At 54.5% G+C, this 25,781-nt stretch carries 32 protein-coding genes and 4 tRNA genes; all 36 read left to right on the top strand.

Annotation, left to right across the window (positions count from 1 at the left end):
* Nucleotides 1-9 precede the first annotated feature (9 nt).
* The 36 genes from IEX04_RS08475 (at nucleotide 10) to IEX04_RS08300 (ending at nucleotide 25,774) form a co-directional block, all read left to right on the top strand.
* A complete protein-coding gene (locus IEX04_RS08475) occupies nucleotides 10-402 on the top strand; it encodes a hypothetical protein (protein WP_188685078.1) in 393 nt (130 codons plus the stop codon).
* A gap of 227 nt (nucleotides 403-629) precedes the next feature.
* On the top strand, nucleotides 630-1,100 hold the full coding sequence (locus IEX04_RS08470; protein WP_188685076.1) for a hypothetical protein: 471 nt from the start codon (nucleotides 630-632) through the stop codon (nucleotides 1,098-1,100).
* A gap of 31 nt (nucleotides 1,101-1,131) precedes the next feature.
* Entirely contained in the window at nucleotides 1,132-2,502 is a 1,371-nt protein-coding gene (locus tag IEX04_RS08465; RefSeq protein ID WP_229677072.1) for a DNA cytosine methyltransferase, read from the top strand.
* A 50-nt stretch (nucleotides 2,503-2,552) separates the two neighbouring features.
* On the top strand, nucleotides 2,553-2,954 hold the full coding sequence (locus IEX04_RS08460) for a RusA family crossover junction endodeoxyribonuclease (RefSeq protein WP_188685074.1): 402 nt from the start codon (nucleotides 2,553-2,555) through the stop codon (nucleotides 2,952-2,954).
* A 49-nt stretch (nucleotides 2,955-3,003) separates the two neighbouring features.
* A complete protein-coding gene (locus tag IEX04_RS08455) occupies nucleotides 3,004-3,255 on the top strand; it encodes a hypothetical protein (protein WP_188685072.1) in 252 nt (83 codons plus the stop codon).
* Nucleotides 3,256-3,572: 317 nt separating this feature from the next.
* Nucleotides 3,573-3,770 carry a hypothetical protein gene (locus tag IEX04_RS08450; protein WP_188685070.1) on the top strand — a complete coding sequence of 66 codons (198 nt, stop codon included), beginning with the start codon at nucleotides 3,573-3,575 and terminating at the stop codon, nucleotides 3,768-3,770.
* Nucleotides 3,767-4,066 carry a hypothetical protein gene (locus tag IEX04_RS08445; RefSeq protein WP_188685069.1) on the top strand — a complete coding sequence of 100 codons (300 nt, stop codon included), beginning with the start codon at nucleotides 3,767-3,769 and terminating at the stop codon, nucleotides 4,064-4,066. The genes IEX04_RS08450 and IEX04_RS08445 overlap by 4 nt, the downstream gene beginning before the upstream one ends.
* Entirely contained in the window at nucleotides 4,053-4,337 is a 285-nt protein-coding gene (locus tag IEX04_RS08440) for a hypothetical protein (RefSeq protein ID WP_188685067.1), read from the top strand. Before IEX04_RS08445 ends, IEX04_RS08440 begins: the two co-directional genes overlap by 14 nt.
* 38 nt (nucleotides 4,338-4,375) lie before the next feature.
* The gene (locus tag IEX04_RS08435) at nucleotides 4,376-4,813 is read left to right on the top strand and encodes a class I SAM-dependent methyltransferase (RefSeq protein WP_229677071.1); all 438 of its coding nucleotides are present in this window, start codon (nucleotides 4,376-4,378) and stop codon (nucleotides 4,811-4,813) included.
* 178 nt (nucleotides 4,814-4,991) lie between these two features.
* Nucleotides 4,992-5,243 (top strand): hypothetical protein, encoded by a 252-nt coding sequence (locus IEX04_RS08430; RefSeq protein WP_188685280.1) that lies wholly within the window; start codon nucleotides 4,992-4,994, stop codon nucleotides 5,241-5,243.
* Nucleotides 5,240-5,833 carry a hypothetical protein gene (locus IEX04_RS08425; RefSeq protein WP_188685063.1) on the top strand — a complete coding sequence of 198 codons (594 nt, stop codon included), beginning with the start codon at nucleotides 5,240-5,242 and terminating at the stop codon, nucleotides 5,831-5,833. Before IEX04_RS08430 ends, IEX04_RS08425 begins: the two co-directional genes overlap by 4 nt.
* A gap of 262 nt (nucleotides 5,834-6,095) precedes the next feature.
* Complete coding sequence (locus IEX04_RS08420) at nucleotides 6,096-6,488, top strand: hypothetical protein (protein WP_188685061.1); 393 nt, start codon at nucleotides 6,096-6,098, stop codon at nucleotides 6,486-6,488.
* A gap of 34 nt (nucleotides 6,489-6,522) precedes the next feature.
* A tRNA-Thr gene (locus tag IEX04_RS08415) sits at nucleotides 6,523-6,595 on the top strand.
* A gap of 48 nt (nucleotides 6,596-6,643) precedes the next feature.
* Nucleotides 6,644-6,716: transfer RNA gene (locus IEX04_RS08410), tRNA-OTHER, on the top strand.
* 48 nt (nucleotides 6,717-6,764) lie between these two features.
* A tRNA-Asn gene (locus IEX04_RS08405) sits at nucleotides 6,765-6,836 on the top strand.
* Nucleotides 6,837-6,917: 81 nt separating this feature from the next.
* Nucleotides 6,918-7,028, top strand: a tRNA-OTHER gene (locus IEX04_RS08400).
* A gap of 276 nt (nucleotides 7,029-7,304) precedes the next feature.
* The gene (locus IEX04_RS19130; RefSeq protein WP_194446439.1) at nucleotides 7,305-7,769 is read left to right on the top strand and encodes an HNH endonuclease; all 465 of its coding nucleotides are present in this window, start codon (nucleotides 7,305-7,307) and stop codon (nucleotides 7,767-7,769) included.
* 294 nt (nucleotides 7,770-8,063) lie between these two features.
* Nucleotides 8,064-8,597, top strand: coding sequence for a DNA primase (locus IEX04_RS08390; protein WP_188685057.1), 534 nt, complete (start codon nucleotides 8,064-8,066; stop codon nucleotides 8,595-8,597).
* Nucleotides 8,598-8,620: 23 nt separating this feature from the next.
* Nucleotides 8,621-9,088, top strand: coding sequence for a phage terminase small subunit (locus IEX04_RS08385; protein ID WP_446685351.1), 468 nt, complete (start codon nucleotides 8,621-8,623; stop codon nucleotides 9,086-9,088).
* 4 nt (nucleotides 9,089-9,092) lie between these two features.
* Nucleotides 9,093-10,850 carry a terminase large subunit domain-containing protein gene (locus tag IEX04_RS08380; protein WP_188685055.1) on the top strand — a complete coding sequence of 586 codons (1,758 nt, stop codon included), beginning with the start codon at nucleotides 9,093-9,095 and terminating at the stop codon, nucleotides 10,848-10,850.
* Nucleotides 10,831-12,267, top strand: coding sequence for a phage portal protein (locus IEX04_RS08375; RefSeq protein ID WP_188685053.1), 1,437 nt, complete (start codon nucleotides 10,831-10,833; stop codon nucleotides 12,265-12,267). Before IEX04_RS08380 ends, IEX04_RS08375 begins: the two co-directional genes overlap by 20 nt.
* Nucleotides 12,268-12,302: 35 nt before the next feature.
* Entirely contained in the window at nucleotides 12,303-13,091 is a 789-nt protein-coding gene (locus tag IEX04_RS08370) for a hypothetical protein (RefSeq protein ID WP_188685051.1), read from the top strand.
* Between the two features lie 72 nt (nucleotides 13,092-13,163).
* On the top strand, nucleotides 13,164-13,784 hold the full coding sequence (locus tag IEX04_RS08365; RefSeq protein WP_188685049.1) for a hypothetical protein: 621 nt from the start codon (nucleotides 13,164-13,166) through the stop codon (nucleotides 13,782-13,784).
* A gap of 15 nt (nucleotides 13,785-13,799) precedes the next feature.
* The gene (locus IEX04_RS08360; RefSeq protein WP_188685047.1) at nucleotides 13,800-14,201 is read left to right on the top strand and encodes a head decoration protein; all 402 of its coding nucleotides are present in this window, start codon (nucleotides 13,800-13,802) and stop codon (nucleotides 14,199-14,201) included.
* An 18-nt stretch (nucleotides 14,202-14,219) separates the two neighbouring features.
* Nucleotides 14,220-15,257 carry a major capsid protein gene (locus tag IEX04_RS08355; protein WP_188685045.1) on the top strand — a complete coding sequence of 346 codons (1,038 nt, stop codon included), beginning with the start codon at nucleotides 14,220-14,222 and terminating at the stop codon, nucleotides 15,255-15,257.
* A 68-nt stretch (nucleotides 15,258-15,325) separates the two neighbouring features.
* Nucleotides 15,326-15,754 (top strand): hypothetical protein, encoded by a 429-nt coding sequence (locus tag IEX04_RS08350; RefSeq protein WP_188685043.1) that lies wholly within the window; start codon nucleotides 15,326-15,328, stop codon nucleotides 15,752-15,754.
* Between the two features lie 12 nt (nucleotides 15,755-15,766).
* Nucleotides 15,767-16,183 carry a Gp19/Gp15/Gp42 family protein gene (locus tag IEX04_RS08345; protein ID WP_188685042.1) on the top strand — a complete coding sequence of 139 codons (417 nt, stop codon included), beginning with the start codon at nucleotides 15,767-15,769 and terminating at the stop codon, nucleotides 16,181-16,183.
* A complete protein-coding gene (locus IEX04_RS08340; protein ID WP_188685040.1) occupies nucleotides 16,180-16,524 on the top strand; it encodes a hypothetical protein in 345 nt (114 codons plus the stop codon). Before IEX04_RS08345 ends, IEX04_RS08340 begins: the two co-directional genes overlap by 4 nt.
* Nucleotides 16,525-16,526: 2 nt before the next feature.
* On the top strand, nucleotides 16,527-16,772 hold the full coding sequence (locus IEX04_RS08335) for a hypothetical protein (RefSeq protein ID WP_188685038.1): 246 nt from the start codon (nucleotides 16,527-16,529) through the stop codon (nucleotides 16,770-16,772).
* Nucleotides 16,762-17,157, top strand: coding sequence for a hypothetical protein (locus tag IEX04_RS08330; RefSeq protein WP_188685036.1), 396 nt, complete (start codon nucleotides 16,762-16,764; stop codon nucleotides 17,155-17,157). The genes IEX04_RS08335 and IEX04_RS08330 overlap by 11 nt, the downstream gene beginning before the upstream one ends.
* A 36-nt stretch (nucleotides 17,158-17,193) precedes the next feature.
* Nucleotides 17,194-17,727 (top strand): phage tail tube protein, encoded by a 534-nt coding sequence (locus IEX04_RS08325; RefSeq protein ID WP_188685034.1) that lies wholly within the window; start codon nucleotides 17,194-17,196, stop codon nucleotides 17,725-17,727.
* A 99-nt stretch (nucleotides 17,728-17,826) separates the two neighbouring features.
* Complete coding sequence (locus tag IEX04_RS08320) at nucleotides 17,827-18,183, top strand: hypothetical protein (protein WP_188685032.1); 357 nt, start codon at nucleotides 17,827-17,829, stop codon at nucleotides 18,181-18,183.
* Nucleotides 18,184-18,254: 71 nt separating this feature from the next.
* The gene (locus tag IEX04_RS08315) at nucleotides 18,255-18,656 is read left to right on the top strand and encodes a DUF5361 domain-containing protein (protein WP_188685030.1); all 402 of its coding nucleotides are present in this window, start codon (nucleotides 18,255-18,257) and stop codon (nucleotides 18,654-18,656) included.
* A gap of 84 nt (nucleotides 18,657-18,740) precedes the next feature.
* Nucleotides 18,741-22,352, top strand: a complete 3,612-nt coding sequence (locus tag IEX04_RS08310) for a phage tail protein (protein ID WP_188685028.1) — start codon at nucleotides 18,741-18,743, stop codon at nucleotides 22,350-22,352.
* Nucleotides 22,352-23,113 carry a phage tail family protein gene (locus tag IEX04_RS08305; RefSeq protein WP_188685026.1) on the top strand — a complete coding sequence of 254 codons (762 nt, stop codon included), beginning with the start codon at nucleotides 22,352-22,354 and terminating at the stop codon, nucleotides 23,111-23,113. The genes IEX04_RS08310 and IEX04_RS08305 overlap by 1 nt, the downstream gene beginning before the upstream one ends.
* Nucleotides 23,114-23,581: 468 nt before the next feature.
* Nucleotides 23,582-25,774, top strand: coding sequence for a phage tail protein (locus tag IEX04_RS08300; RefSeq protein WP_188685025.1), 2,193 nt, complete (start codon nucleotides 23,582-23,584; stop codon nucleotides 25,772-25,774).
* Nucleotides 25,775-25,781 lie beyond the last annotated feature (7 nt).

Raw genomic sequence — 25,781 nt, 5'->3', positions numbered from 1 at the left:
AGCTTCTAAGTGTCCAGAGATACGCGGCCATATATTGCGGTCACCAACGAACTCTTTCGACACCCAAAGTTCCGGCGACTCAACTTTGAAGCACGTGTGACGTTGCTGGAACTTTGGGCGCATTGCAACGAGTTCATGACCGATGGGCACGTGGACTCATGGGTGTTCGACGAATACCCGCAGAAGGTGAAAGAGCAGCTTCTCAAAGTGGGTTGGGTAGATAAAAAGGGCGAAGACTACGCAATGCATGACTACTTGAAGCACCAGAAATCGAAGAAGGAAATTCTGCAACACAAGTCGAACAAATCTGTTGCTGGGGCGCTTGGTGGGCACACGAAAAACCATACAAATCAAGGGATCGTGAAGCCTGGGTGTTATTGGTGCGAGAACCCTCAAGCCTAGCAAACGTCTAGCAGGTGCTACAGCAGGACTAGTAGCAAGCCACGTAGCAAACGTCTAGCAAAAAGTGGCACCAACACCAACACCAACACCAACACCATTAACTACTTACGTAGCGTCGATAGCTTAGTAAGTTTTTTGGTCATCAATTCAAAGAAAGTCAGCAGCAAATCGTTGCGTAAGTTAACGCGACGGACGCAACAAATTGCTGCTGATTATTGGAGACAAAAATGATACTCACACGCTCACAAGGCGAACGGCTGGCAGTGATCATCAATGCATCAAGACCTGAATGGGCAATCGCAAGCATCTCGAAAATCCTGCAAACCGCCAACCAAGGAAACGGACTACCCGCACACGATTTCAACCATGCGATCAGAGCGGCAGTTGCATACGCCACAGCAACCAGCGGTGGAGGTGAATACGTCAAGCAGACACCGGGATTCATCCACGAGCCCTCGCGGTTCTGGGATGACACTGCACCCGCTGGCAAGGGCTACCAGAGCGCACCTCGCCCATTGTGCGAAGAACACTCAACGTTCGAAGCGCATAGCTGCCCATGCTGCTGGGCCGACATAAAAACCGGCCTACGCCCCGACAACATGCTAGGCAAACGGATGACCCCGGCAACGCCAGCGAATCCAGCGGGAGTCGAAGCTGTAAAGCAAGCAATCAAATCACTGCAAGCCGCTCAACACTGAGCAGCTTTTCTTATACCTAGGAGACAACAAATTGAGCATCACAATCACGGACATGTTTTGCGGCGCGGGAGGATCATCCACCGGCCTACTCGAAATCCCCGGCGTGACCGTGAAGACCGCGATGAACCACTGGGAACGCGCAATCGAAACGCACAGCCTGAACCACCCAGCAACGGATCACGTGCTAGCTGACATTCAGGTAACCGACCCACGCTACATCGCCAGCTCAGATATCCTCTGGGCCTCCCCAGAATGCACCAACCACTCGGTAGCCAAGGGCAAGCGCCGCATCACAAACCAGCCAGATATCTTCGGTGATTCCATCGCCGACGAAGCTGCCGAGAAATCACGGGCAACCATGTGGGATGTGCCCAGGTTCGCAGAACAGCACAAGTACAAAATCATCATCACAGAGAACGTCGTAGACGCAGCCAAATGGATCATGTTCGATGCCTGGCTCATGGCAATGAATTCACTCGGCTACGAACACCACATCGTGTACCTGAATTCGATGCACGCCCAGCTCGGCGGTATGCCGGCCCCACAATCACGTGACCGCATGTACGTCATGTTCTGGCTGAAAGGTAGCCGCAAACCAGACTTCGACCGGCTACGCCCAATGGCCTACTGCCCAACATGCGACGAGACAGTGCGAGCATTGCAGGTCTTCAAGAAGCCAAACGAACGTTGGGGCCGCTACCGTGCCCAGTACAACTACCGCTGCCCAAACGCCAAGTGCCGAAACGAAATCATCGAACCGGCATGGTTGCCAGCATCATCCGCAATCGACTGGTCAATTCGTGGGCAGAAGATTGGCGAGCGTCCGCGACCACTGGCCGAAAAGACCATGGCGCGAATAAAGATCGGCTTGGAAAAATACGGTGCGCAACGAATGGCGCTTGATGCTGTACGTAGCGCACCAATAATTTCAGCGGTCGATCGTCAGCCCTTCGCGACACAAACCACAAGCTACACGCGGAGCCTACTTACCCCACCAGGTGAACACATGATGATGGAGTACTACGGCAACGGGGTTACCCACCCTGTATCGAAAGCGATTCCAACGATCACCACGACAGACCGTTTTGCAATGATTACGACACTACGCGGCACAGCGCCCGCGCAGGTTGCGAATAGCACGAAGCTGACTAGCGAACCTTTCGGCACTATTACAGCCGGGGGAACTCATCATGGCCTGGCCGAATGGACTGCAGCGGACATCAACGAATGCGAATTCAGGATGATCGCACCGCACGAATACATGGCAGGCATGGCATTCCCGAAGGACTACATCATGACTGGAAACAATCGAGAAAAGGTCAAGCAGTCCGGGAACAGCGTCACCCCGCCAGTCTCACGCGACCTAGGAATGATCGCAGTAGAAAGCCTGATCGCCGCATGATCACTTTCCATGTAGCCGGTATCCCTGCCCCTCAAGGATCAAAAACGGCGATGCCGGTTAGGAAGAACGGGAAGCTGATCGGCAAAACGAATCTAGTTGAGTCATCGAAGGCGCTGAAACCTTGGCGAACACTTGTCACACACCAAGCCCGCCGCGCTAAACCGAAAGGATTCACACCATACGCCGACGCAGTTCGTGTCGAAGTGATATTCAGATTCCCACGACCCAAAGGCCACTACGGCACCGGACGCAATGCCGGAACACTGAAACCATCAGCGCCAGAGCACCACACCACCAAACCGGACGTAGACAAGACCCTAAGAGCAATCCTCGACGGGCTAACCGCTGCCGGGATCTACCGCGACGATTCCCAAGTAATCGAAACCTACGCAGCCAAACGATACGCACACGGCGACAACCCAGGCGCAACGATCAGCGTGCAATCCATCTAGCCCCACCCCGGGGCTTTTTTTATGTCCAAAAACGAAAGAGGAAACCGCGATGGCAACCATCGACTATGAAGCGCAAAGGCAACTTGAGTACGCGGTTGCTTGCCTCAACGGACTAAACCCAAGAACCACGCTCAGGGGCAGTCTACATATCGACTACGAGGCGAATGTCATCACGGCTGAGGAAATCATCGTAGATAACTTCGCGATGTTATTCGGCAACGGAAAACCGGAAATCAAGACACGAATCGTCACCCGCGAAATCATCGCTTTACCACACCAGCTGAGAGGGATGAGGAAGTGACCGCACGATTCTTCTGCCGACGTGACCCGCTCGGCTACTTCACCATTCGATACCGCGACGGTGGACTACTCGCACAAGGCGAATGGCCCGACATGCTCGCGATCATTCGGGCGATACATGGGAGATCTATCCACTCAAAACCGCACCTGACAAGCCCAAAAGCTTGTGAAACAAAGTACAAGGGCAGTCGATGATCCACATCTACTCAATCATCGACGAACTACTAACCGCCGAACGCATGATGCGCGAATCCTTCCGGCGCTCATTCAACGATTACGCGATTGCATACCAGCTCACCCGAAAGGCAATAACCCCAAATGGCAAACATCACCCGCACCGCGGCGCTAACAGTAACAAGCAAGCTCACCGCCACCGAAATGCAAGAGTTCCTAACCGGCGTTCCCGATGGCGCTGAAATCTCATTCAGCCACCAACAAGGCGACCGACGCGACCTCCGCGAAGCAGGACGCTCAGCAACCACAATCAAAGCCACCTGGACGGACAGCAAATCATGAAACATGACCCGCGCTATATCAAGCGAATCGGATTAGCCGTCGAAATGGCTGACGGAGAACAGATCATGTTCTTCACCGAAAGCCCAGGCGCTGAAATCCAGATCGAAACCAACACCGAATTTGAGCGCTTTTATGACGGCATGATCGTCAGACCCATGCGCATCGACCAGCAAACCAAAATCACCATCAGCGGCATCCGCGGATACCAAATGCACACCCGCGCACCCGAATCCACCGCGCAATCCATTGACCGCATCCACGAAATCACAGGAGGCAACCCCGATGACTACCGATGAACTGATCACCCAAGCGATCCACTCGATCAAAACGAACCAACCCCGCATGGCAAACCTCTACATGAAAAACGCCCTCGAACAGACCGACAAGCACCGTCGCGAACTCAACCCGCTCGCATGGCAGATCCGGCAGATGGGGAAATCTTTCGCCATGATCGGCGCGAGCCTATCCGGAATCTTCAAATCATTCGAACTTGGGATCGCCCGAGCAATCGAGCTAGAAGAAACGCAACGCAAAATCGACTACGCACTAGTGGGGCCGAGCAAATGACCTTGCCCCCAGTTCTTGACCCAGCATCAGGCAGCCGAATGTTCTACTTCGATCCCAAGGATGAACGTGTGCTGTTCGGTGACATTCGAAGCGAAGAACATGTGCTGTGTGACGGGCGTGCACTCAATATCAACCCGGATGCGTATACGGATTTTCGTGACCTTCCGTTCCCGGATGAATCGTTTCGGGTTGTCGTATTCGACCCGCCGCACCTTGTGAACGCTGGCCCTAATTCATGGCTGGCTGCAAAGTATGGACGGCTTACGAAAGAGACTTGGCGTGACGATTTACGCGCCGCGTTCGCTGAATGCTTCCGCGTACTTCAACCATCAGGCGTGTTGATCTTCAAATGGAACGAAACGCAGATCAAAGTCCGCGAGATCTTGGCGCTAACCGATCAAAAGCCACTCGTTGGGCACATGTCCGGAAAAGCCATGAATACCCACTGGATCACATTCATGAAGGATGCCAAATGATCTTCACCCGCCGCACGTACCGGGTAGCCATCGCAAGGTCGATCCGCAAAGAAAGCCGACTGCGCGCCAGCTGGCATCGAGCAACACCCGGGTTTGAATCAACCGACGCTCACTTCCGATGGCTCGACCAAACCAACCACACCCGCCGACTACAGCAACGAAAGCGCAGGGAACGGAAATGAAGTTTAGCCAACTACTCGCGCCACTCATCAACCTATTCCGCAAACCAGACCCACCCAAAAACTGGACAATCGTCGAATGGATCTACGACGGCGGTATTGAACAGGAAGTTCATGTAATCCCAAACAATGACCACATCATCCACGAAATCCCATCAGACCACTGCCCATGCGGAGTGCACTGGGAACGCGAAAACGGAATCAACCTCTACACCCACCACTCACTCGACGGACGGGAAAAACACGAATGACCCAATGCACAACCGCCGACTGTGGCATGGATGCGATTCTCTACCTGTGCCCGCAATGCATCCGTGACCTTGACGCATGGATTGAAAAGTGCCGGGAGATCCTGCCTGAGCTTGATACGACCATCGCCCGACTCGACAACGTACGAGTAGGAAATGTGGAAGGAGGCAATGGCTCCAAGAGCGCAGGGAGTTCGGCACCCCTCAACCTCGACGCGATGCAGTTGAAGATCAACCTCGCATCCCTCACACAGTCGGCTGAGCATTACGCACACGACCAATTCGCAGCCGGTATCGCCTGGACAATCCAAGACTGGTACACCAAAGCCGAACTCTTGATCAGCGGGCCGGAAGAAGAACACATCAATCATCAGGAGATCCGCGAAAGGATCGAAAAGCAAGCACCACCAATGGTCACAAAAGACCTGCGAAAATGGCTGCGAGAAAACGCAAAGATCACCGTAACCAGCATGGACATACGAAACTGGGTACGGCGCGGAAAACTAAGGCCAGCCGAACGAGAACCACAACCAACCTACTGGCCGCATGAGGTCCTACAAGCGCGCCGAGAAGTTGGAGATAGGAGATTTTAATTTAGGAAAAAATCATGTAAAGTGTGTCAAGAACGGCGTACAACTGTACCCAGACACTGAGTCAACCTTTATCAGGTGGCTCATTTTTTTATGCCCGAAAGGCGGCCACTCCCCAAAGTGACCGCCTTTCTTGCGTTAACGCCCTCGTAGCTCAACGGCAGAGCGGGCATCAATAAACTTTCAAAGAATCCCGAGGTAGCTCCTCGGGTTAGAAAACCTCGGCGTACTCCTGCGCCGGGGTTTTCGTGTTTCAGGAGACAAAATGGATTGGAAAACAGCCGAAGGACGTTCGGCATATCGCGCACGACGCTATCAAAGCCGAATGAAAGCAATGATTCGCTTACTCGGCGGGCATTGCGCCAAATGCGATTCCCAAACGAATTTGCAATTCGATCACATCGACCCGCGAACAAAGAAATTCACTATCGCCGAGCGATGGGATGCAAGCCCCCTTGTCCTGATTCCAGAGCTCGCCAAATGCCAATTGCTTTGCGAACCCTGCCACATTCAAAAGAGCGCTGAGGAAAAATCGGTAGAACACGGTGGCGGCGAATCTGGCAAGCGAAATTGCAAGTGCGCGCCTTGTCGAGCTCGCAAAAACGAATACATGCGCCGCTGGAAAGCGGAGAGACTCAAACAGCTCATAGCAGCGTAAAACTCAGCCTGGGCAAGCTGCCAATCTGCCCAATGCCCTTGTAGCTCAATTGGTAGAGCAACCGTTTCGTAAGCGGTAGGTTCCGTGTTCAAATCACGGCATCGGCACGGCGAAAGCCCCTGCGTACTTGTCTGGCAACGGGCAAGGGCAGGCAAGGCAGTAGAAGAGTCGGAGTGACAGGGCTGACTGTAAATCAGTCCACGGCGGGTGCAACTCCTGCTGCTGCCACGTTGAGGAATGAGCGACACCTATCGCTGGGTGCATTCCTCAGCTCCAAGGTTATTAGCTCAACGGCAGAGCGCGGGATTGTTAATCCTGAAGTTGCAGGTTCGAATCCTGCATAACCTGCGACATCGTATAGAGCTGCTACCCGCTAGACGGATAGCCGAGCCACTTACCCGAACGGTGAAAGTCCGTCGATGCGATGCCAGCGCTGTAGTGCAGAGGCCAAGCACACTGTGATCGGAGCAGGGATCGAGGCCCGCTGAAAAGCAAACGGCACCCCTCACAGTAACGTCGGTTCGAATCCGACCAGCGCACGATGTGGAGTCAAGCATGCCAAGACGTGCAAGGCATCCAAGACGCTGTGGCTGAGCAACTGCTCAATCTTCAAACAGCCGAGATCAACCTGCTCCACACACCGACCTGATAGCACCCCCTGGCCAAACCTCTATGCGAGCAGGGCGAGGTGCTATCACATACTTACACCCCCAGGGGCAACACAAAACAAGCCCCCCAACCCCACACTGAGCCCGCACCCCCAGTGCAAGCCCAGCCCCCACAAGCCCCCGGTCAAAGCCACTGCCAAGCGCCCTGATGACACGCAACCGCAGAGCCAAGGAAGCACAGTCCAAGACAAGCCCACCAACTCCTTACGTGGTGAGCGTGCAACCTGCCGGGAACAACTCAGCAAGCGGTGATCCAATGCCACGCGCACCACGCAAATGCTCCATCATCGGATGCGAAAACAGGATCACACACGCACGCTACTGCCCAGAGCACACAGTGCATGGATGGACAGGACGCTCACACGCACAAGGCGCAGAGCACCGAGCATGGCGAACAGCAGTACTCAAACGCGACAAAGGCTTATGCCAAATCAAACATGCCGGATGCACACACAGAGCCACCGAAGCCGACCACATTACCAACGTCAAAAGCGGTGGAGCCCAATACGACGTGGACAACGGACGCGCAGCATGCACACACTGCCACAAAATCGAGACACAACAGCAATCAATCGAAGCGCGACGCAAGATCAGACGAGCACAACCCGAATGACCCGAAGTTATCCACACCTTAGGGCGGCTTATCCACAAGGGGAGGCCTCCATCCCCCTCCCCGGGGGCTCGCACGGATCGCCGTAGAGGTGCTGTTCATTTTGTTCTGCGAGAGTCTGGGGTTTTTGGCCTTAGGGGCTTTTAGGGCTTGATTTGAGGGCGTTTTGAGCTTTTGGGGATCATTTGTAACCCGGTTTCGCTAGATCGAATTCTGTGGGTTCTTTGTTTAGGTGAAACCTCATACTTCCGCGTAATATCAATGATTATCGCGTACAACTCGTGATAAAATTGAAGCATGGAAAAGAAGTCTTGCCTGTATTGCGATGGGCCAATGAACATGCCGAGGCGTGATGCTAAGTTTTGTTCGCAGAAATGTGGCACCTACTACCGTCGAGAGTTGAAGCGTTCTTCGATTCCTGCAGAGTTGACCTCGCGTGCGCGCTGGGTTCGTCGTAGTGCCCTCAAGCGTCCTTTGACGGTTTCTGGCAAGGCTGCTTCTTCTACGGATTCGCGAACCTGGTCCACTTATTCAGAGGCTTTGGCTTCTAAAGCCGGCGTTGGTCTTGGCTTCGTGCTTGGTGACGGTATCGGCTGCTACGACTTGGATCATTGCTTGACCGGTGGCGTTCCTGATTCTTGGGTTCCTGAGTTCATTGCTTCCATCCCTGAGCGCGTGATCTTCGCGGAGGTCTCGCAGGGTGGCGATGGCGTTCATTTGTTCGTTGAGGCTCAAGAGGGGCCGGGGCGAAAGATTCGTGATGGCCGAAATATTGAGCGTTACACTGCCGGTCGGTATATAGCCATGACTGGCAAGAGTTTCATTATCTAGTTTTTCTTCGGAGGTGGTTTCACATGGCAGGACGTGGGCCAGCTCCTACGGGCCGAGGTGGCCGAGGTAGCAACAATGGAAACCTTCGGGTAATTGTTGCTGAGTCGGTGGATCAGCCTGACCTTCCCGATTTTGATGTGCAAATCGAAATTGACGGGGAGATGACTTATCAATCCTTTGATTGGCCTGCGCGCACGCGTGAGTGGTGGCAGATGTGGGCTGATTCGCCGTTGTCGAAAGAGTTCACGTCTACGGACTGGTCTGAGCTTATGGATACGGCTTTGCTTCACGCCAAGTTTTGGTCTGGTGATACGAAGCTTGCTGGCGAACTTCGTTTGCGTGTCGCGAAATTCGGGGCTACTCCGGAAGACCGGGCACGTTTGAAAATACAGTTTGCTGCTGCTGATGAAGCAGAGGATCGGCGGGATCGTCGCAAACAGGGTGTTCGTAAGCCTGATGGCGATGATCCGCGTTTGAAGCTTATGGGGTGATCTGGTGGCGGTATTGATTGTGCCGCCGCTGGATTTGTCTTATCCGACGCTTGGCCCTGCTGTTGCGCAATTCATTGAAGAGCGTTGCGTGTTCGGCCCTGGCTCATTGAAGGGCGAGCCTGCCGTTCTTGATGATGAGTTCGTAGGAGCGCTGTACCGCCTGTATGAGGTTTATCCTCAGGGTCATCGGCTTGAAGGTCGTAGGCGGTTCTCTCGTGGCGCTATTGAGTGGCGCAAGGGCATGGCGAAGACGGAGAAGGCTGCTTGGATTACTTTTTGCGAGTTGCATCCGGAAGCGCCGGTTCGGTGCGATGGCTTTGATGCTTATGGGGAGCCGGTTGGTCGTCCTGTAACTCAGCCATATATTCCGATGATGGCGGTGAACGCTGAGCAGGTTTCTGAGCTTGCTTATGGTGTGCTCAAGACTGTGATTGAGGAAGGTCCGGATTCGCATCTGTTTGACCCTTCCTTGGAGCGTATCGTTCGGTTGGATTCTCGCGGTCGTGAGGATGGCAAGGCTGTTCCGGTTGCTAACTCTCCTGGCTCTCGTGACGGTGCTCTAACGACTTTTCAGCACTTTGATGAGCCTCACCGTTTGATCTTGCCGTCTGCTAAGGCGGCGCACGAGACGATGAGCGCGAACCTGACTAAGCGTCCGATGGAAGATCCGTGGGCGTTCTATACGTCAACGGCTGGTGCTCCGGGTGAAATGTCCATTGAAGAGGACGTGCGCGCTGAGGCTGAAATGATCAGTCGTGGCGAAATGGAAGCGCCGGCCTTGTTCTTCTTCGCTCGTTGGGCGGGGGATGAGCACAAGGATTTCATGCCGCGGCCTGCTGCGCCGGGCATTGAGGAAGTCACCCACGCCAAGGCGATGGAGAATCGTATTGCGGCGGTGACTGAGGCTACGGGCCCGGTTGGTGAGTTTGGTACTGGCCAGTTTGAGAGTATCGCTAAGCTGTGGGATCGCCCGCGTGCGGACACTGCTTATCTTGAGCGTGTTTGGCTGAATCGTTGGCGGCGCTCTGGTTCGATGTTCTTTGATTCGATCAAGCTGCATGGTTTGGCTAAGCCTGGGCTGCGTATCCCTAAGGGCGCGTTTGTGTCTCTTGGTTTTGACGGTGCGCGGTTCCGTGACTCGACGGCCATTGTTGCTACGGATATCAACACGGGTATGCAGGAACTTATCGGGTTGTGGGAACGCCCAGAGTTTTCGGATGATTGGGAAGTTCCCGAGAGTGAAGTTACGGCTACTTTCGAATGGGCCATGACTCATTACCGCGTCTACAAACTCTATGCCGACCCACCGCACTGGACTGAAACTATCGGCTCTTGGTATGCGAAGTACCCGGATCAGGTTGAAGAGTTCTATACGAAGCGTCACGCAATGATGGCGTACACGTTGCGCGAGTATCAGGAAGCGATTGATGCTCGTTCAATCTCGTTTGGCGGTTATCAAGATCCATTGTGGAAGCCTGGCGAAGTGGTGTCACCTCACGATGACCTTTTGAGGCATCTGGGTAACGCTGGCAAGAAGAAATTGAACATGCTTGATGACTTTGGCGAACCGCTGTATGTCATGCAGAAGCAGGACGGCAAGATGCATCTGAAATTCGATGCTGGCATGGCTGCTGTTTTGTCGTGGAAGGCGCGCCTTGATGCGATCAAGGGTGGCGCTAAGCCGAACAATGAACGCAAGAAGAAGCGCGTTATTCGTCGCTTGACACCGAGAGGGGGGTCTAATGCCGCTGGCTATAGATAGGGTAAATTCTCCCGGATGGTGGCTCGCTAAGGCCTTTGCTAAGCGCGAGGATCGCCTAGATAGGCTTGATGATCTGAACGCTTGGCATATCGGAGAACCTCCGACGCCTGCTGCTGTACGCGAGGCTCGTGAAGCATTTCGGGAGTTTGAAGCAGAAGCTACGACTAACTGGGCTGAGCTCATTGTGGGGTCGATGCGAGAGCGCCAAGCAGTTCGCGACGTACGAACTTCGGTGTCCGGCGATGATCCTGATGATGTTGCGTGGAAATACTGGCTGGATAACAATCTTGACGTTGAGTTTTCGACGTTCGTTGAGACTTTCCTTTGGGCCGGCGACGCATACGCGATGATCATTGACGATGAAGATGGGCCACTGGTAACGCATGAAGATCCGCGGGAGTGCGTGACGTTCCACGATCCCGTACGACAGTCTCAGTTGCGCGCCGCTGCAAAGTTCTACTCCGACCCTGACGAAGATCGCGCCTACGCAGTTGTCATGGTGGCCGGGTCTTACTATGACGATGGTTTGGCGCGCACGTACACGGCTTCGATGGATGGCGAAGGTGAGCTTGCGACTTCGTTTGATCCAGAATCCTGGTCTTGGGATGAAGATTCCGGTGGAGTCAATGGCATGGCTTTGAAGCATGGGCTTGTGCCGGTGGTTCGTTTGCGTAATCGCCGAGGTATGGGTGAATTTGAGCCTCATTTGCCTCACATGCGCCGCATCAACCGACTGACATTTCAGTTATCCGTAATTGTTATGTATCAGGCATATAAACAACGTGCCATCATTTCCGATGTTGACGATCCCGAAGATGCGGCTCAGGAGGAACTTGCCGAGGCATTCAATGCCGACAGCTTGGAAGATGTTCTTACATCAGACCCTGGTTCATGGTTCATGCTTCCATCTGGCACGAAGGTGTGGGAGTCCACGCCAACTGATATTCAAGGACTACTAAAGGCCCTTCATGATGAGCAGCTGGCTTTGGCTGCTGTTGCTCGCCGTCCGATGGGTATGTTTGCCCCGGATAATCAGTCTGCTTCGGGTGCGAATTTCACGCGTGAAGGTTTGCAGTTCGCGGTGGAGGATAAGCAAGCGCGTTTGCGTCGGTTCTTGGTTGATGTTTTCCATCTGGTGTTCTTGACTGCTGATGATTCAGAGCGTGCCGAGAAGTCGGGTATCAACGTTTCGTTTATGCCGGCTGAGCGCTACACGATCACGGATAAGGCTTCGGCCACTTCGCAAGTGTCGCAAAAGTTCCCGTTGCGTACGATTCTCCGTGAAATTTGGCAGATGACTCCAACTCAGATTCAACAGGTGGAGGCAGAAGCGGACACTGAGGCGTTGATGCTTGGCGAGTTTGCGGAATACCAAGGCGCGGGGAATGAACCACGAACTCCGGCGATTGAGTCCTGATGGTAACTCGCTTGGATCTTGCATATGACCGCGAGGTGCACAATGTGCGCACTCGTATTATTGCGGTTGCTGAGCGGACGTGGCGGGGGCTTGGCTCTTACCGTGATGCCGACTTTGATCGGATGCTTGCGAGTCTGATTCCTCGTGTTGAATCGGCTCAGCAGAAGATCTCCAATCTGACTGATGCGTATATCCGAAAACAGGCGCTCGCCGAGTTCGGTACTGCTCGTGACGGTGCGGTATTCAATGCGAGTACACGGAATTTGCGTGGTGTTGATACTGAGACGGTTTATCATCGTCCGTTCGCGTCAGCTTATACGGCGTTGTCTTCCGGCAAGGCTGTTCAGGCTGCGATTGCGGAGGGTGAGCGTCGGCTGGTTGACATTGTTTCCAGTGGTGTTCAGTTGTCGAAAACTCATTCGGCGGCCAACGCTTTGGAGAAGTCAAAGTTTACGAAGTTCATGCGAACTTTGACTGGTCGTGAGAATTGCGCGATGTGCACGATTGCTTCGACTCAGCGTTATCACCGCGGCGACTTACTGCCGATTCACCCCGGCTGTGATTGCGGGGTAAAACCATTCGTGGTTGATCCTGGCGATGATTATCAGATCATCAACGAATCACTACTTGAATCCGTGCATGATCAGATTGCCTCTAAGCTTGGCGACTCTGACCGTGGCGCACGACTTCTCGGCATTGGGAAATTTGAAAAGAATCAAATTTCCGAATACACCGACCTCATCCTGACTCGCGAGCATGGCGAACTTGGCCCTGTGCTGACATGGCGCACTGACAAATTCACCGGTTCAAAAGAAATCAACTAACAAACTTCCCCTTCGCTTTCTGGCGTGGGGGTTTTCTCGTCATGAGACCTTTTCCGACAAGGAGCAAATTAGATGCGCAAGCGTTTCACTAACCCATACCTGCTTTTGAACCAGTCCAATGACGAAGGCGGCGGGGGCACTCCGAACCCGCCCGCTGGCGATGAGGACAAGGGCAAGCAGGAGCCATCCTTTCCAGCCGACACGGCATTGAAAGACATGACCGCAGATCAGCAAGCAGCTTATTGGAAACATCAAGCTCGAAAGCATGAGAACCGCGTCAAAGAATATGGCTCGCTAACCCCCGAGCAGGCCCGAAAGGCCGCGGAAGATGCCGAAGAGGCGCGTAAGAAATCTCTTTCTGACTCTGATCGGGCCAAGGAAGAGGCTACTAACGCGGCGAACACTGCATCGGCTAAGCGCGAGGCTGAGACAGCTTTGAAGGTTGCTCTGCGTGGCCGCGTCATTGATGGCGAGGCCGCATTCAACCGCCCTGATTTTGTCAAGGATGGGGCAGCTGACGTTGACGCGATCCTTGCATGGGTGGATGACAACAGCGAGCTCTCCGGGGCACCTGCTGGCGGTGGAGGCAACGAGGCATTGCGCCGCGCTGCCGGTGATCGCGAACGCATCAAAACCAGTGGCCGGGCTACCGGCCGTGCCGAGGCCGAAAAGCGTTTCGGTAAGAAATCTTAGAAAGGCTAAACCAAAATGACTTCGTTGAACGTCAATCGTTGGTCTGCCCAGTCGGAAAATCGTTCGTGGCTTCGCGGCCCGCATGGTACCGAGCCGGGCGCTAACGCAAATATCACTCTTGACATTCCGGCGTTCGCTGGGCTTCACCCAAACGGGTTCATCCCTTCGGGCATCCTGGTCGGAAAGATCACCGCGTCGGAGAAGTTCGGCCCGTATGATCCCGCTGCCGTCGATGGCACCGAGGCCCCTGCCGGCTTCTTGTTCAGCTCGTTGCCAGTTGCAGACGGCCAGACCGTCGTTGGTGGCGCACTGTTCGATCACGGCTATGTGAATGCCGACCGCCTACCTGTGGATTCCGGTAAGGGCGCGCTTGATGAAGCGGCGCGCACCGCACTGACCCACATCATCTTCGACTAGAAAGGACGGTGACAGAAATTGATCGTATTTGATGCACCTGTCAGCCCTGATGCTGGCACCGAGTTCAGCCGTGCTGTGCCTGTCAATCAGGAAAACCGACTGCTGACCGCCGCGCCATTCCGAAACATTGGTAGCAATACCATCAACTTTGCGGAGATTGTGCGCCGTAATCGTACTGCCCGTTACCGTTCGTTCGATGGCCGCGTGCACGTCTCCGAGCGTGACCAGGTTGGTGGCGGTTCGGTGGGTTTGATCCCGCTGTCCACTAGCTCGAACATGGGCGAATATGAGCGCTTGCAGCTCGAATTTGCTCGCACGGAGGGCACCAACAAGGCCGCGCTGGTTGACGCTATCTATGATGACGTTGAGCAGTTGACCCTTGAAGTTCAGGCGCGCCTTGAGCAGGCTTGGGGTGACGTTCTCACCGATGGTGTTCTTACCATCAACGAGAACGGCCTTGTTGGCTTCGAAGCTGATTTTGGGGTTCCTGCCGAGCACAAGGTGACCGCTGGTGTTGCATGGGCCGGCGCTTCGACCTCCAAGCCTCTCACTGATCTGACCTTGTGGAATGACCAGTACCGCGAGACTAACGGCATCGGTGCTGGCGTGGTTCGCACTTCGCAGGCTCAGATCCGCAACGTGCTTCGTTCGCAGGAAGTCATTGGCGCTCTCTACGGTTCGGCTGCTGGCCGTACTGTGGCGCGTTTGGTGGACTTGAACGATTACCTGTCGGGCGAGGGTCTGCCGGTGTTCGCTGAGCCGTACGACACCACTGTTGATGTGGATGGCGTACTGACTCGCACGATCCCAGAAGATCGCGTGTTGCTGACTCCGGCCAGCATTGCGGATCTGGGATACACCGCATGGGGTGTCACTGTGACCGCTCTTGAGCTGGTCAATTCCAAGAAGGCTGAAATGTCCTTCCAGGAAGCTCCGGGCCTTGTGGGCATCGTAGTGAAGTCGGATGGCGTGCCATTCCGTCAGTTCACCTACGTTGATGCTGTCGCAATGCCTGTCCTGAACGCTCCTAAGCGCCTGCTGACCGCTCAGGTTTAGTGGCCATTTGCTGGCGGGCGTGCATCTTTCGAGGTGTGCGCCCATTGGCTTATCTGGAAGGTTTTGTTATGCAGATCAATAATTTTGTTCACGTGTTGCACCCCGAACTTGGTTCGAAGTGCTTGCCTCCGGGCGAGGTTCCTGAGTGGGCCGAACCGCTCATCACTAACCCGAAGCTGATTGTTGCCGGGTCCGTGGCGGTTCAGCCGAAAGAGCCTCTGACCATTATTGAAACGGGTAATTCCGGCGATGGAGAAGGCGACGATCCGGAATTGACCGCAGCGGAGTCGGAGGGTCTACCTCCTGCCGGTGACGGTGAGGGTGAAACCGAAGACCCAGATGCCGTTGAGATTCCGATCCCACCTAAGGGCGGTCGTGGCGGCTCTGCTGCCAAGTGGGCCGAGTATGCGGCAAGCAAGGGCTTTGAGATTGACGACGACGCTACAGCGTCCGATATTCGCGAAGCGCTTGAGGCCGAGGGCATACCAACCGAATAAGGCGGTACTGTCATGGCTGAACCGTTTGCTAATTCGGATGATGTTGAAGCGGTCTGGGGCGAGTTGACCGTTGCTGAAACGGTAACCGTTGATGCTTGGCTGTTGACTGCTTCGAATAATCTTCGGCTTATCGGACGCAAGAGGGGAATTGATATTGACGCGTTTATTCGCGGCGATGAGATTCTCGAGCAGGCAGCGAAGGACGCGGTTGTTGAGTCCGTTCGCCGTCGCCTGAGTAACCCTCGTGCCATTCGTCAGCGGTCAACTAATCAAGGCGCTGGCCCGTTCTCCAATACATCGTCAGAAACGGTTGATTCATCGGCTGCATCCGGCCTCCTGTACTTCACTGAGGGGGAGCTTATGTGGTTGCCCCTGCCGCGTAAAGGGCGGTTTCGAACGATTCACGCGAAATCTGGGTACTACAAATGAGCGAATTTCCTGAGCCATTTACGGTGCTGCATGAAGCGGTTTTAGTGGGTGCGGAAGACGATTGGGGAAACCCTGTTGAGGGTTTCGCTGATCCGGTCGAGGTGAATGTTTACGGGTGGGGGCCGTCTGCTCCGGATGATCCTCTGCGTGATCTTGGCACTGGCCTTGACCATGACATTGACCTGTATTGCGCTACCTCGTTTTGTGGGCATCTTGACCGGGTGATTTTGCCGAATGAGCCTTTGGCTTTGATAGTGCAGGGCAATCCGGATGATTTCAACCATGGGCCATTTGGTTTCATGCCTGGGTACCGAGTGAAGCTCAAAAGAGCGGAAGGGTAGTCGTGGCTAAAACAAGGATCAAACTCAACTTGGCGGGATTCAACGAACTTCGCAAGCGTGCGGAGGTGGAGTCAATAGTTACTTCGGAAGCCGAGAAAATCTCAGCTATCGCCGGGGAAGGGTTCGCATCTTCGACACACCAATACGGGAGCCGTGTGGTTGCGCGAGTCTATCCGATTACGGCTAAAGGCATGGCGCGTGAGGCGAAGCATGGTCTGTTGTCTAAGGCGGTGGGTGGTGGCGGGTGAGGTTATTCGCTATGGCAATCATCCGGCTTCAATTCGTGAGTATTTGCTTGGTGCTGTTGGGGTTCCGGTGGTGGTTGCTGGTGTTCCGAAGCAGCGGCCTAAATCGTTCGTGGTCTTGGAGCCGTCTGGTGGTTCGGATTCGTCGGTGGTTCATGGTTGGCGGTCGATGATCGTTGATTCGTGGGCTGAATCGCAGGGCGACGCGTTCGACTTGGCGTTGGACGTTGAAGCGCATTTGCGTGCACTCAGAAATGAGCGCATCCGGGGTGTGCTGATTTATAAGGCTCGCCCGTTGGGTGGGATTGTGTGGATGCCTGACCCTGACGCGAAGGTTCCACGTTTTAGACAAAATTTTGAATTCCTGACAAGGGGAGAAGCTATCTAGCTTCTCCCCTTTTTTATACCCAAAAGGGGGTTAGTAATGGCTAATAATGCTCAGAATGTCCGCGTTGGTACTACTGGCGCGGTGACGTTTGCGCCGATGGGAACAGTGTTGCCTACTGGTGCTGTGACTGCTTTGCCAGCGGCACACGTTGATGTTGGTTACCTTGGGCCTGATGGGGTTACCCAGTCGATTGAGACTGATGTTACCGACATTACGGCTTGGCAGAACGGTGACACTGTTCGCAAGGTTCAGACTTCGCATGACGTGACTTTCCAGCTGGTCATGCTGGAAACTACAGCGCAGTCACTCAAGATCTACTACGCGGATTCGACTGCTACTGCTACGGCTGTAAAGGTCACTGGCGCGCAGTCTCCACACAACGTTGTGGTGATTGATGTGCTCGATGAGAAGCACACGATCCGCATCGTACTGCCGGATGCTCAGGTCACTGAGCGTGGCGAAATCGTTTACCAGAACGAGGAAGCAACCGGCTACGACATTACGATGACGGCATACCCGGATTCGAACGGCGTGAAGGCGTACATCTACTTGGATGACGGCGAAGCGTAGCCAATAAATACCACCTGTCGGGCGTGCTTTTAGCGGGGCCACGCCCGACAGGCTTCTAACTCTTCTGCCCCGTTCACACACTTTTATGGAGGCCCCGCAATGGCTGATGAAGCTATCAAAGTTACCGATTCCACGAAGATCCCGGCTGGCGCTAAGAAGCCTCAGGATCGCAAAGAGAAAATCGTCATTGAGGACGGTTATCGTGTCCTGAAAATTCGGGGTGTCGAAGTGCGCATTCTTGAGGATGCTTTCGATGACTTCGAGTTCTTGGATGAGCTGTCCTACGTCGAGCAGAATCCCGGCTACTCTGGCCGTCTTTTGCGCCGCCTGGTTGGTGCAGAAACCTCGCGTGAGCTGCTTGAAAAGGTTCGTGATCCTGAGACTAAGCGCGTGAGCATTGAAGCTGGTTCGGGCCTGCTTGAAGAGATCCTGGAAGCCGCAACCCCAAACTCCTAAAGCTCGCGTATCTCCTTTCGGAGTACAGCGGGCAGGTTCGGGCTGATGTGCGCCGTTACTACGGTTTGAGCATGTCGGATTTGAGGGGTCTTGGCTTGCTTGAAGCTATCGACCTTGTTGTTTATTTGCCTGAGGATTCGGTGACGTTCACCGATGTTGCTGGCGGTTGGACGTTGGCTAATCAGTTGGCCGCGGCTCAGGTTGATGAGACTCGCGTGTTGATTTGGCAGAAAACGAAGGATGGGCAGAAGGGGCGCAAAGCTCCGAAACCTATCCCACGCCCCGGTTTCGAAGATACGTCTTCGAAGAATTTCACTGCTAAGCCGGTGTCCATCAAGGAGATGCAGCGTCGCATGGACGCTCGCCGCGCTCCTGTTCCGGATGACGGCTTGGTTGATTATCGGGCTCGTGATGGACGGATGATCCGGGTAACTCCTAAGCAAGCCGCTTATTACAATCGTAAATCCCGCTAACTATTTTTGGCTTTGAGAGGGGCTAGGCATCTGTTGTCTAGCCCCTCTTTTTTGTGCCCTTTTACGGGCGGGAAGGTGGCGAATGTGTCAACAAACCTAGCTGAGGCTTACGTCCAGATAACTGCCGTTACTCGTGGCATGGGTAAACAGATCAATAAGGATCTGGGCGGCGCTGCCGATACTGCTGGCGAAAAGGCTGGCAAGTCTTCGGGTAAGAAGTTCGGTGGCGCGTTCACTGGGATCGTGAAGAAGGCCGGCGCGATTGGTGCGGCGGTTGCTGTTGGTTTGGCGGCTAAGGGCGGTATTGATCGTGCGCTGAATATTGAGAACGCGCAGGCGAAGCTCAAGGGTTTGGGTAATGACACTCAGACTGTCTCCAAGATCATGGACAACGCTCTTGCATCCGTGTCTGGCACCTCGTTTGGTTTAGGAGAAGCAGCGACTACCGCTGCTGGTGCTGTAGCTGCTGGCATCGAGCCAGGGCAAGCCCTAGAGCGCATGCTCAAATCTGTTGCTAACTCGGCTGCATCGGCTGGCGTGGGCATGGATGAGATGGGCGCGATCTACAACAAGGTTGCGACCTCAAATAAGGCCCAGGGCGAGGTGCTTGCGCAGGTCAATGAGAAGGGCATCCCGCTTACTGCGACACTGGCCAAGCAGCTCGGTAAGACCGGCGCAGAGGTCGAAAAGATGGCTTCGAAGGGGCAGATCGGGTTCAAGGAATTCGAAGCTGCCATGACTCAGGCATCTGGCACGGTGGCCGAGGAAATGGGCAAGACCTTTACGGGCTCCATGTCTAACCTTTCGGCTGCTGGTTCGCGTATTGGCGCTACCGTGATGACTCCTTTCTTGAATATTGCGCGTGTTGGTGCGAATGCATTGATCCCTGTTTTGGATGGAATCAATAAGGCGATCGCTCCGGTGATGGCGAGCTTTGGCGAGTGGGCACAGCAGAACATGCCTGGCGTGTTTTCTGCTATGGGCGACGGGCTTTCTAGGATCGGCGATGTGCTGGGACCTATTGCGTCTCAGATTGGTGCTGCTATTGGCCCTGCCTTTGCCCAGCTTGCCGCGCAGATTGGCCCGGTTATTTCTCAGATTGGCACGGCGCTGGGTCCGGTGTTCGCGCAGATTAGTGCGGCTATCGGTCCGTTGATTCCGCAGATTATTGAGTTCGCTACGTCGTTCTCTCCTGTCTCAATTTTGATGCAGGCCTTGTTGCCGGTGTTGCCGCAGATCGCGGGGATGCTGGGCACGCTGGGTGCGGCATTTGGTCAGATTATCGCGGCGGTTTTGCCGTTGGCTACAACGTTGATGACTTCGATTGTTCCGGTCTTCACTCAGCTGATCGCTACGATCCTGCCAGTGGTTATCCAGCTGGTGACTACTTTGGTATCGGCTTTCGCGCCGTTGATCGCACAGCTGGTGACTTCGTTGGCACCGATTATTTCGCAGTTGGCTACTACTGTTTTCCCGTTGCTGGCTCAGGCGTTTACGTCGATCATGGGTGCGATCTTGCCTGTTGTGAACGTGATTCTGGCGGTGTTGATTCCGGCGTTGAAGTTCTTGATGCCGATTGTGATCAGCATTGTGCAGGGCATTGTGAATAACGTGATCGGCGCGGTTCAAGGCATCGTGAAGGTCATCACTGGCGTGATTTCACTGGTGGGCGCGCTGTTCCGTGGCGATTGGGCTCAGGTCTGGGAGTCGCTGAAACAGATCGTGACCGGTGCGGTGCAAGCCGTGTGGAATCTGATTCAGTTGTGGTTCGTCGGCAAAATGGTCAAGGGCATCATTGGTGTCATGAAGAGCATCACTGGGCTTTTCACTACTGGCTGGAATGCAGTCAAGACCACTGTGCAAAGTTCGGTCGGCACTGTGAAAACTGCGGTGCAAACTGGTTTGAACTTGGTTCGAAGCATTGTGCAAGGCGTGATGAGCGCGGTGAAGAGTTTCTTCTCCGGAACTTTCAACGCGATCAAGAGCATTGCTACTGGTGGCATGAGCGCGATTCGTGGTGCCGTTCAAACTGGGCTCGCTGCTGTGCTGAATTTCTTCAAGGCGCTACCGGGAAAGATTGTCTCCGCACTGTCAGGCCTTGCCGGAAAGCTGGGCACTGTTGGCCGGCAGATGATCGATGGCATGATCAACGGCATCAAGGCCATGGCGACGAAGGTTATCGATTCCATCGTCAATGTTGCCCAGGGTGCCATTGATGGCGCTAAGCGGTTCCTTGGCATTCACTCTCCGTCGAGGGTATTTCGTGACGAAGTGGGTAAGCAGATCAGCCGCGGCCTTGCTGCCGGTGTGACTGCCGATCAGGGCAAGGCTGTGAAAGCAGTCGAGGATTTGTCGAAGGCTGTGGCTAAGGCTGGCGAGAAGGCGATCAAGCAGGAGACTGCTAACGCTAAGGCTGACCGAACCAAGGCTAATGCTCAGATCGCTAAGCACAACAAGGCTTTGGCGGCTAAGCGTGATGCGGCGGTTGCGAAGGCTGACAAGATCAAGAATTCGAAGCAGCATGCGGCGGCTAAGAAGGCGGCGCAGTCAGCTTTCAAGGCGGCTAAGAAAGATCGGCTTCCGGCTTTGTCGAAGGCTGAGGCTGAGAAGGTTGCGAAACGCAATATTCGTGCGATCCAGTCTGCTCAGGGTAAGGCTCAGCGCATCTTGGATGCGCAGGGTCAGACTACTGGCGGTATTTGGGAGTTCGGCAATACCAAGGGTGTTCAGCGAATCGTGAATTCGCTGTCTGATTCTGGCAAGTGGACTCGTAATGCGACTCGGCAGACGCGTTCGTCTACTCTGGCTGATTTGGCTAAGGGCCGCGAGGTTATGGCTGATCGGATCGAGTCGGCTAATAAGCGTCTTGACGAAATGGTTGACTACCGCAATCAGAACGCTGATCGGATCATGGGCGAGCTTGACCTCAAACCTGTTGAGGACAAGGACGGCAAGAAGAAGAAGCTGAGCATTGCTGATGTTTCTTCTCGTGTGAAGTCGTTGGCTGCTAAGGCCCGTAAGTTTGCGTCTCGCTTGGCGGCGTTGGGTAAGGCTGGCATTCCTGCTGGTCTGATTCAGGAGATTGCTGGGTATGGCACGACTGAGGGTATCCAGGTTGCTGATGCGATTCTTTCGGGTACGAAGAAACAGCAGTCGGATCTTGGCAAGGATTGGAAGGGGCTTGAGTCTGCTTCCAGTCGTTTCGGCAGTGTGGCGGCTGAGCAGTTCTTTGGTGTTGGTGTTGCCGCGCAGCAGGGCATTATCAAGGGTTTGCAGTCTGATGATCAGAAGCTGAAAAAGGCTGCTGAGAATTTGGCTTCGAAGCTGACTAAGGCGACGCGTAAGGCGTTGGGTATTCATTCGCCGTCGCGGGTTTTCCGTGATCAGGTGGGTGCTTATATTCCGGCTGGTGTGATTGCTGGTATTGATCAGGGGCAAAGCAAACTGGATCACCGGGTTGCTGGGATGGTTGGCACGCAAGCGCCGAACATTGCCCAAATCGCACCTGCCGAATTTACTGGCGGTGCTTATGGTGCTGATCAGCCGATCATCATTCAGGGGCCGTTGGTGGAGGTGAAGGAAATGCGTGTTGATTCGGAGCGTCGGGTCAAGCAGGTTGCGCAGGATCTTCATACTCGCGCTACTCGGGCTGCTCGTTCTCGTGGTGCTGTGCAGTTGGCTGGGGTGGTGCGCTGATGTTTATTCTTGGCGGCACTTCTACGGCTTCGCTTGCTGGGGTGACGGCGACTCTCAAAGAGTGGCCGTCACTCGGTGGGCTGTCGATTTCGTCTAGGCCTGTGCCTGGTCGTGGCGGTCGCATCTTTGGTGGGGCGACGCAGGAAGCAACTGAGTTTACTTTCGATGTGATTATTGAGGGTTCTTCGGTTGCTGAGGTTGAGTCTCGTCGCGATAATTTCGTGGGCCTTATTGATCCTTCGCGTGGGCCTCGTGCCATGCGCGTGGAGATGGACACGTTGTGGCAGTGGGATGACGTGATTGTGTCTGACCAGATCGAGTGGGATCGGTTGGCTTGGGAGCGCGGTACGGGGTTCATGCTTCGTTCTGATGTGTCGTTTGAGACGGTGGGGGAGTCGCGTGCCCGTGAGGTTACCCCGCAGTCGCAGACGTTCACCACAACTTATTCGTACACTCTTTCGCGGGGTAATACTTCCGCGTATCCGACTGTTGAATTTCCTTCTGGTGCGCTGGCAACGGTGAATATTGGTGGTTTCTCGGTGGTGGTTTCGGCAACGCCGACTGGGCTGACGAATGTGCTTGATTATGAGAATTTCGAGTTTTATCAACGTAACGGTTCTGGTGTTCGGGTGCGTTCGCTCGTGCCGTATATGAGCCATTTTCGGCGTGCTGTTTTGACGCAGGGTGTTGCGGCAACTATTTCGGCTGTGGGTGCGCCGGCTGGTACGCGCCGCATTTATCCGAACGCACGACGCATTTAGGAGGTCTGCATGTGGGATAACCGTTTTTCGTGGTCTGGTGAAATCCCTCTGACTTTCCCCGGTTTGAATCCGGTGGCTTTGCAACGTGTGGCCCCGCAGGCTGGTGTGAATTATACGGACGCGGTAACTACTACTCGTCGGTGGCAGCGCATTACTGGTGGCGCGAACGATGGGTATGTTGCGGGCCAGTGGGGTTTGCAGATGGGCCTCAATAGCGTGAATCCGGCGACGGACAAGGGTGGCTTCCAGCTGCTCAACTTCGCGGGTTTGTGGCCGTCTTCGGGCAAACTGCTCATGGGCTTGTGGGTTCGCCAGAATTACGTGATGGCGCATTCGCCGCTCATGTCTACCCGCGGTGGTTCGTCGCCCTTGGCGTACATTGCTACGACTTCGACTGGTCGGTTGCGTCATCAGGTTTATAACGCTGCTGGCGCTTCGGTGCTTGACCAGTATGAGGATCATCCTTGGGTGCAGACTTCGGGCTGGCAGTTCGTTGGCCAGCTGCTCGATATGACGGCGCAGACTTCGCGCATGTTCAGCGTCGAGTTGGCGGGCAAACGCTCTTGGGTTGGGCCGGTCAGGAATTTGACTGGTGCGCCTAACCCGGCCTCGACTGCGAATCTTGACGTTTTCGCTTTGCCGTCTGGCAACGTGTGGACTACGGGCGTTTTTGATGAGGCGATTGTTGCTCATCCTGGCGCGTCTTTTGATTTGGCGAAGTTCGTTGATCAGATGGCTTTGGGGTTGTGGTCGGACGGTCAGATCACTGGCAACGCTGATCACTTCACGCTGACTGAATCGAGTATTCGCGCTAACTCTGAACGTACTTTGTCTACTGGGGCTGAGCGGGTGAACTGGAACGCTCAGCCGATTGTTCAGGGTATGCCTGCTGGTTCGACTCCGTACTGGTCAACTAATGAGGGCTTGTCGTGGAGCACTGGCGCACTCCCGGCGCAGTTGAATGGCATTCTTCGCTGGACTGTTCCGTTGGGTGCGAATCAGACGTTTAGTGGTGCGACGGTCACGGTTCCAACCGAACCGCCGCCAACGCTTGGTGCTATTTCGAATATCAGTATGGAGCAGGGCGACATTGCGAATGTGCCACTGACTTTCACTAACTTTGGTGCGCCTCGCTGGGCGGTGAGCGCACCATCAATGGTGACGGTGAGCATCGTGGGTAACACCATGTCGGTGGCGGCAGGTTTCAATACTGGTGTTGCCCCGGTGACGGTGACGTTGATTGATGAGCTTGACCGGTCGGTGGCGCGTTCGTTCAATGTCACGGTGAATGCTCGCGTGTGGGATGCTGGCGACGCGCCGGAATACCCGCACAGCCCGATCATTCTTTGGGGTGCGACACTGCCGGAATCGGTGCTGATCGATCCTCTTGAGGCGGTCATTACTAAGGAAGTCAATGGTGAAGAGAAGTTCGAGCTGACCATTGACGCGAACCATAAGCATGCTGCGTTGATCAAGTCCGAGCGTTTCATTCAGGTGGCCGGCGAAAAGTACCGTACACGGCGCATTGAGAAAGAGCGTGGCAGTGACGGCATTGTTGAGCTGGCTGTTTATGCGGAAGCCGAATTCTATGACCTGGCGACTAAGGCAAAGGTTGCTAAGAAGGAATGGAAGCAAGTCAACGCGGGCGACGTGATGACTTTGGCGCTCAAGAATACGGGCTGGACTGTTGGCGTGGTGAACGTGACTGCGTTGCGCACTTATGAGACTGATGAGTTGAATCCATTGGAGCTTCTGCGTGTGGTGCAGGAGCATCACGGCGGCGATCTGGTGTTTGATAATCCGGGTAAGCGCGTGAGTCTTGTTGTTCAGGCTGGGCACGATAACGGGGTGGCGTTCTTCTACGGCAAGGGGCTGTCTCAGTCCAAGCGTGTTGAGGACACTACAGCGTTAGTGACTCGCCTTTATGTGAAGAACGCTGACGGTCTGACGATAGCGAACTTAAACGATGGCAAACCGTACCTTGAGGATTTCAGCTTTTCGTCTGATGTAAAAGTTGCTACCTATGATTTCCCGGCTGGTACGTCGCCATTCACGATGATGGAGCGCGGACAGGATCTCATTGCTGAGCGTGCTAAGCCAGCTTATTCGTATGAGGTCACGGTCAATGATTTGTCGGCTAAGACTGGCAATCCGATTGACCGGTTCGATGTGGCTGACTTTGTGACTGTGGTTGATGAAGAGGTTGGTATTTCTGACCGGCAGCGCATTGTCCGGATGGAGTACGACGTTGTGAGTCCGTGGGATTCGCAGATTACTTTGGCAGCGATTTTGCGTGAGGTTGGTGCGGACGGCTCGATTGATTCGGGCACGCTCGATACTGGTTCCGGTGTGACTACGTTTGACCTGGTGCCTTATAACCTGCTGTTGAATGGTCGGTTTGATAATGGGCTTGCTCATTGGGCTAGTTTGGGCGGGCAGGTCGTTGAGGGTGGTGTGACTGGTGATTATGCGGTGTCGTTTAGTGGTGCGGGGGAGCGTTGGATTGAGCAGACAATTCATCCGGATAATCGCACTGCTTATGCGTTGTCGTTTGATCTTTCAAGCACTGGCCCGGATGGTTGGGTGCCTGATGTTGTGGCTCAGGTTGAGGTTACTTACGAGGATGGTTCTTCGGAGACTATCGACATTGAGTTGACCTAGGAGGTTC

The organism is Glutamicibacter ardleyensis, assembly GCF_014644555.1.
In the GTDB taxonomy this organism is placed as follows: Bacteria; Actinomycetota; Actinomycetes; order Actinomycetales; family Micrococcaceae; genus Glutamicibacter; species Glutamicibacter bergerei.
The sequence above is the reverse complement of the archived record's forward strand: the minus strand, read 5'-3'. Positions and strand labels throughout refer to the sequence as shown.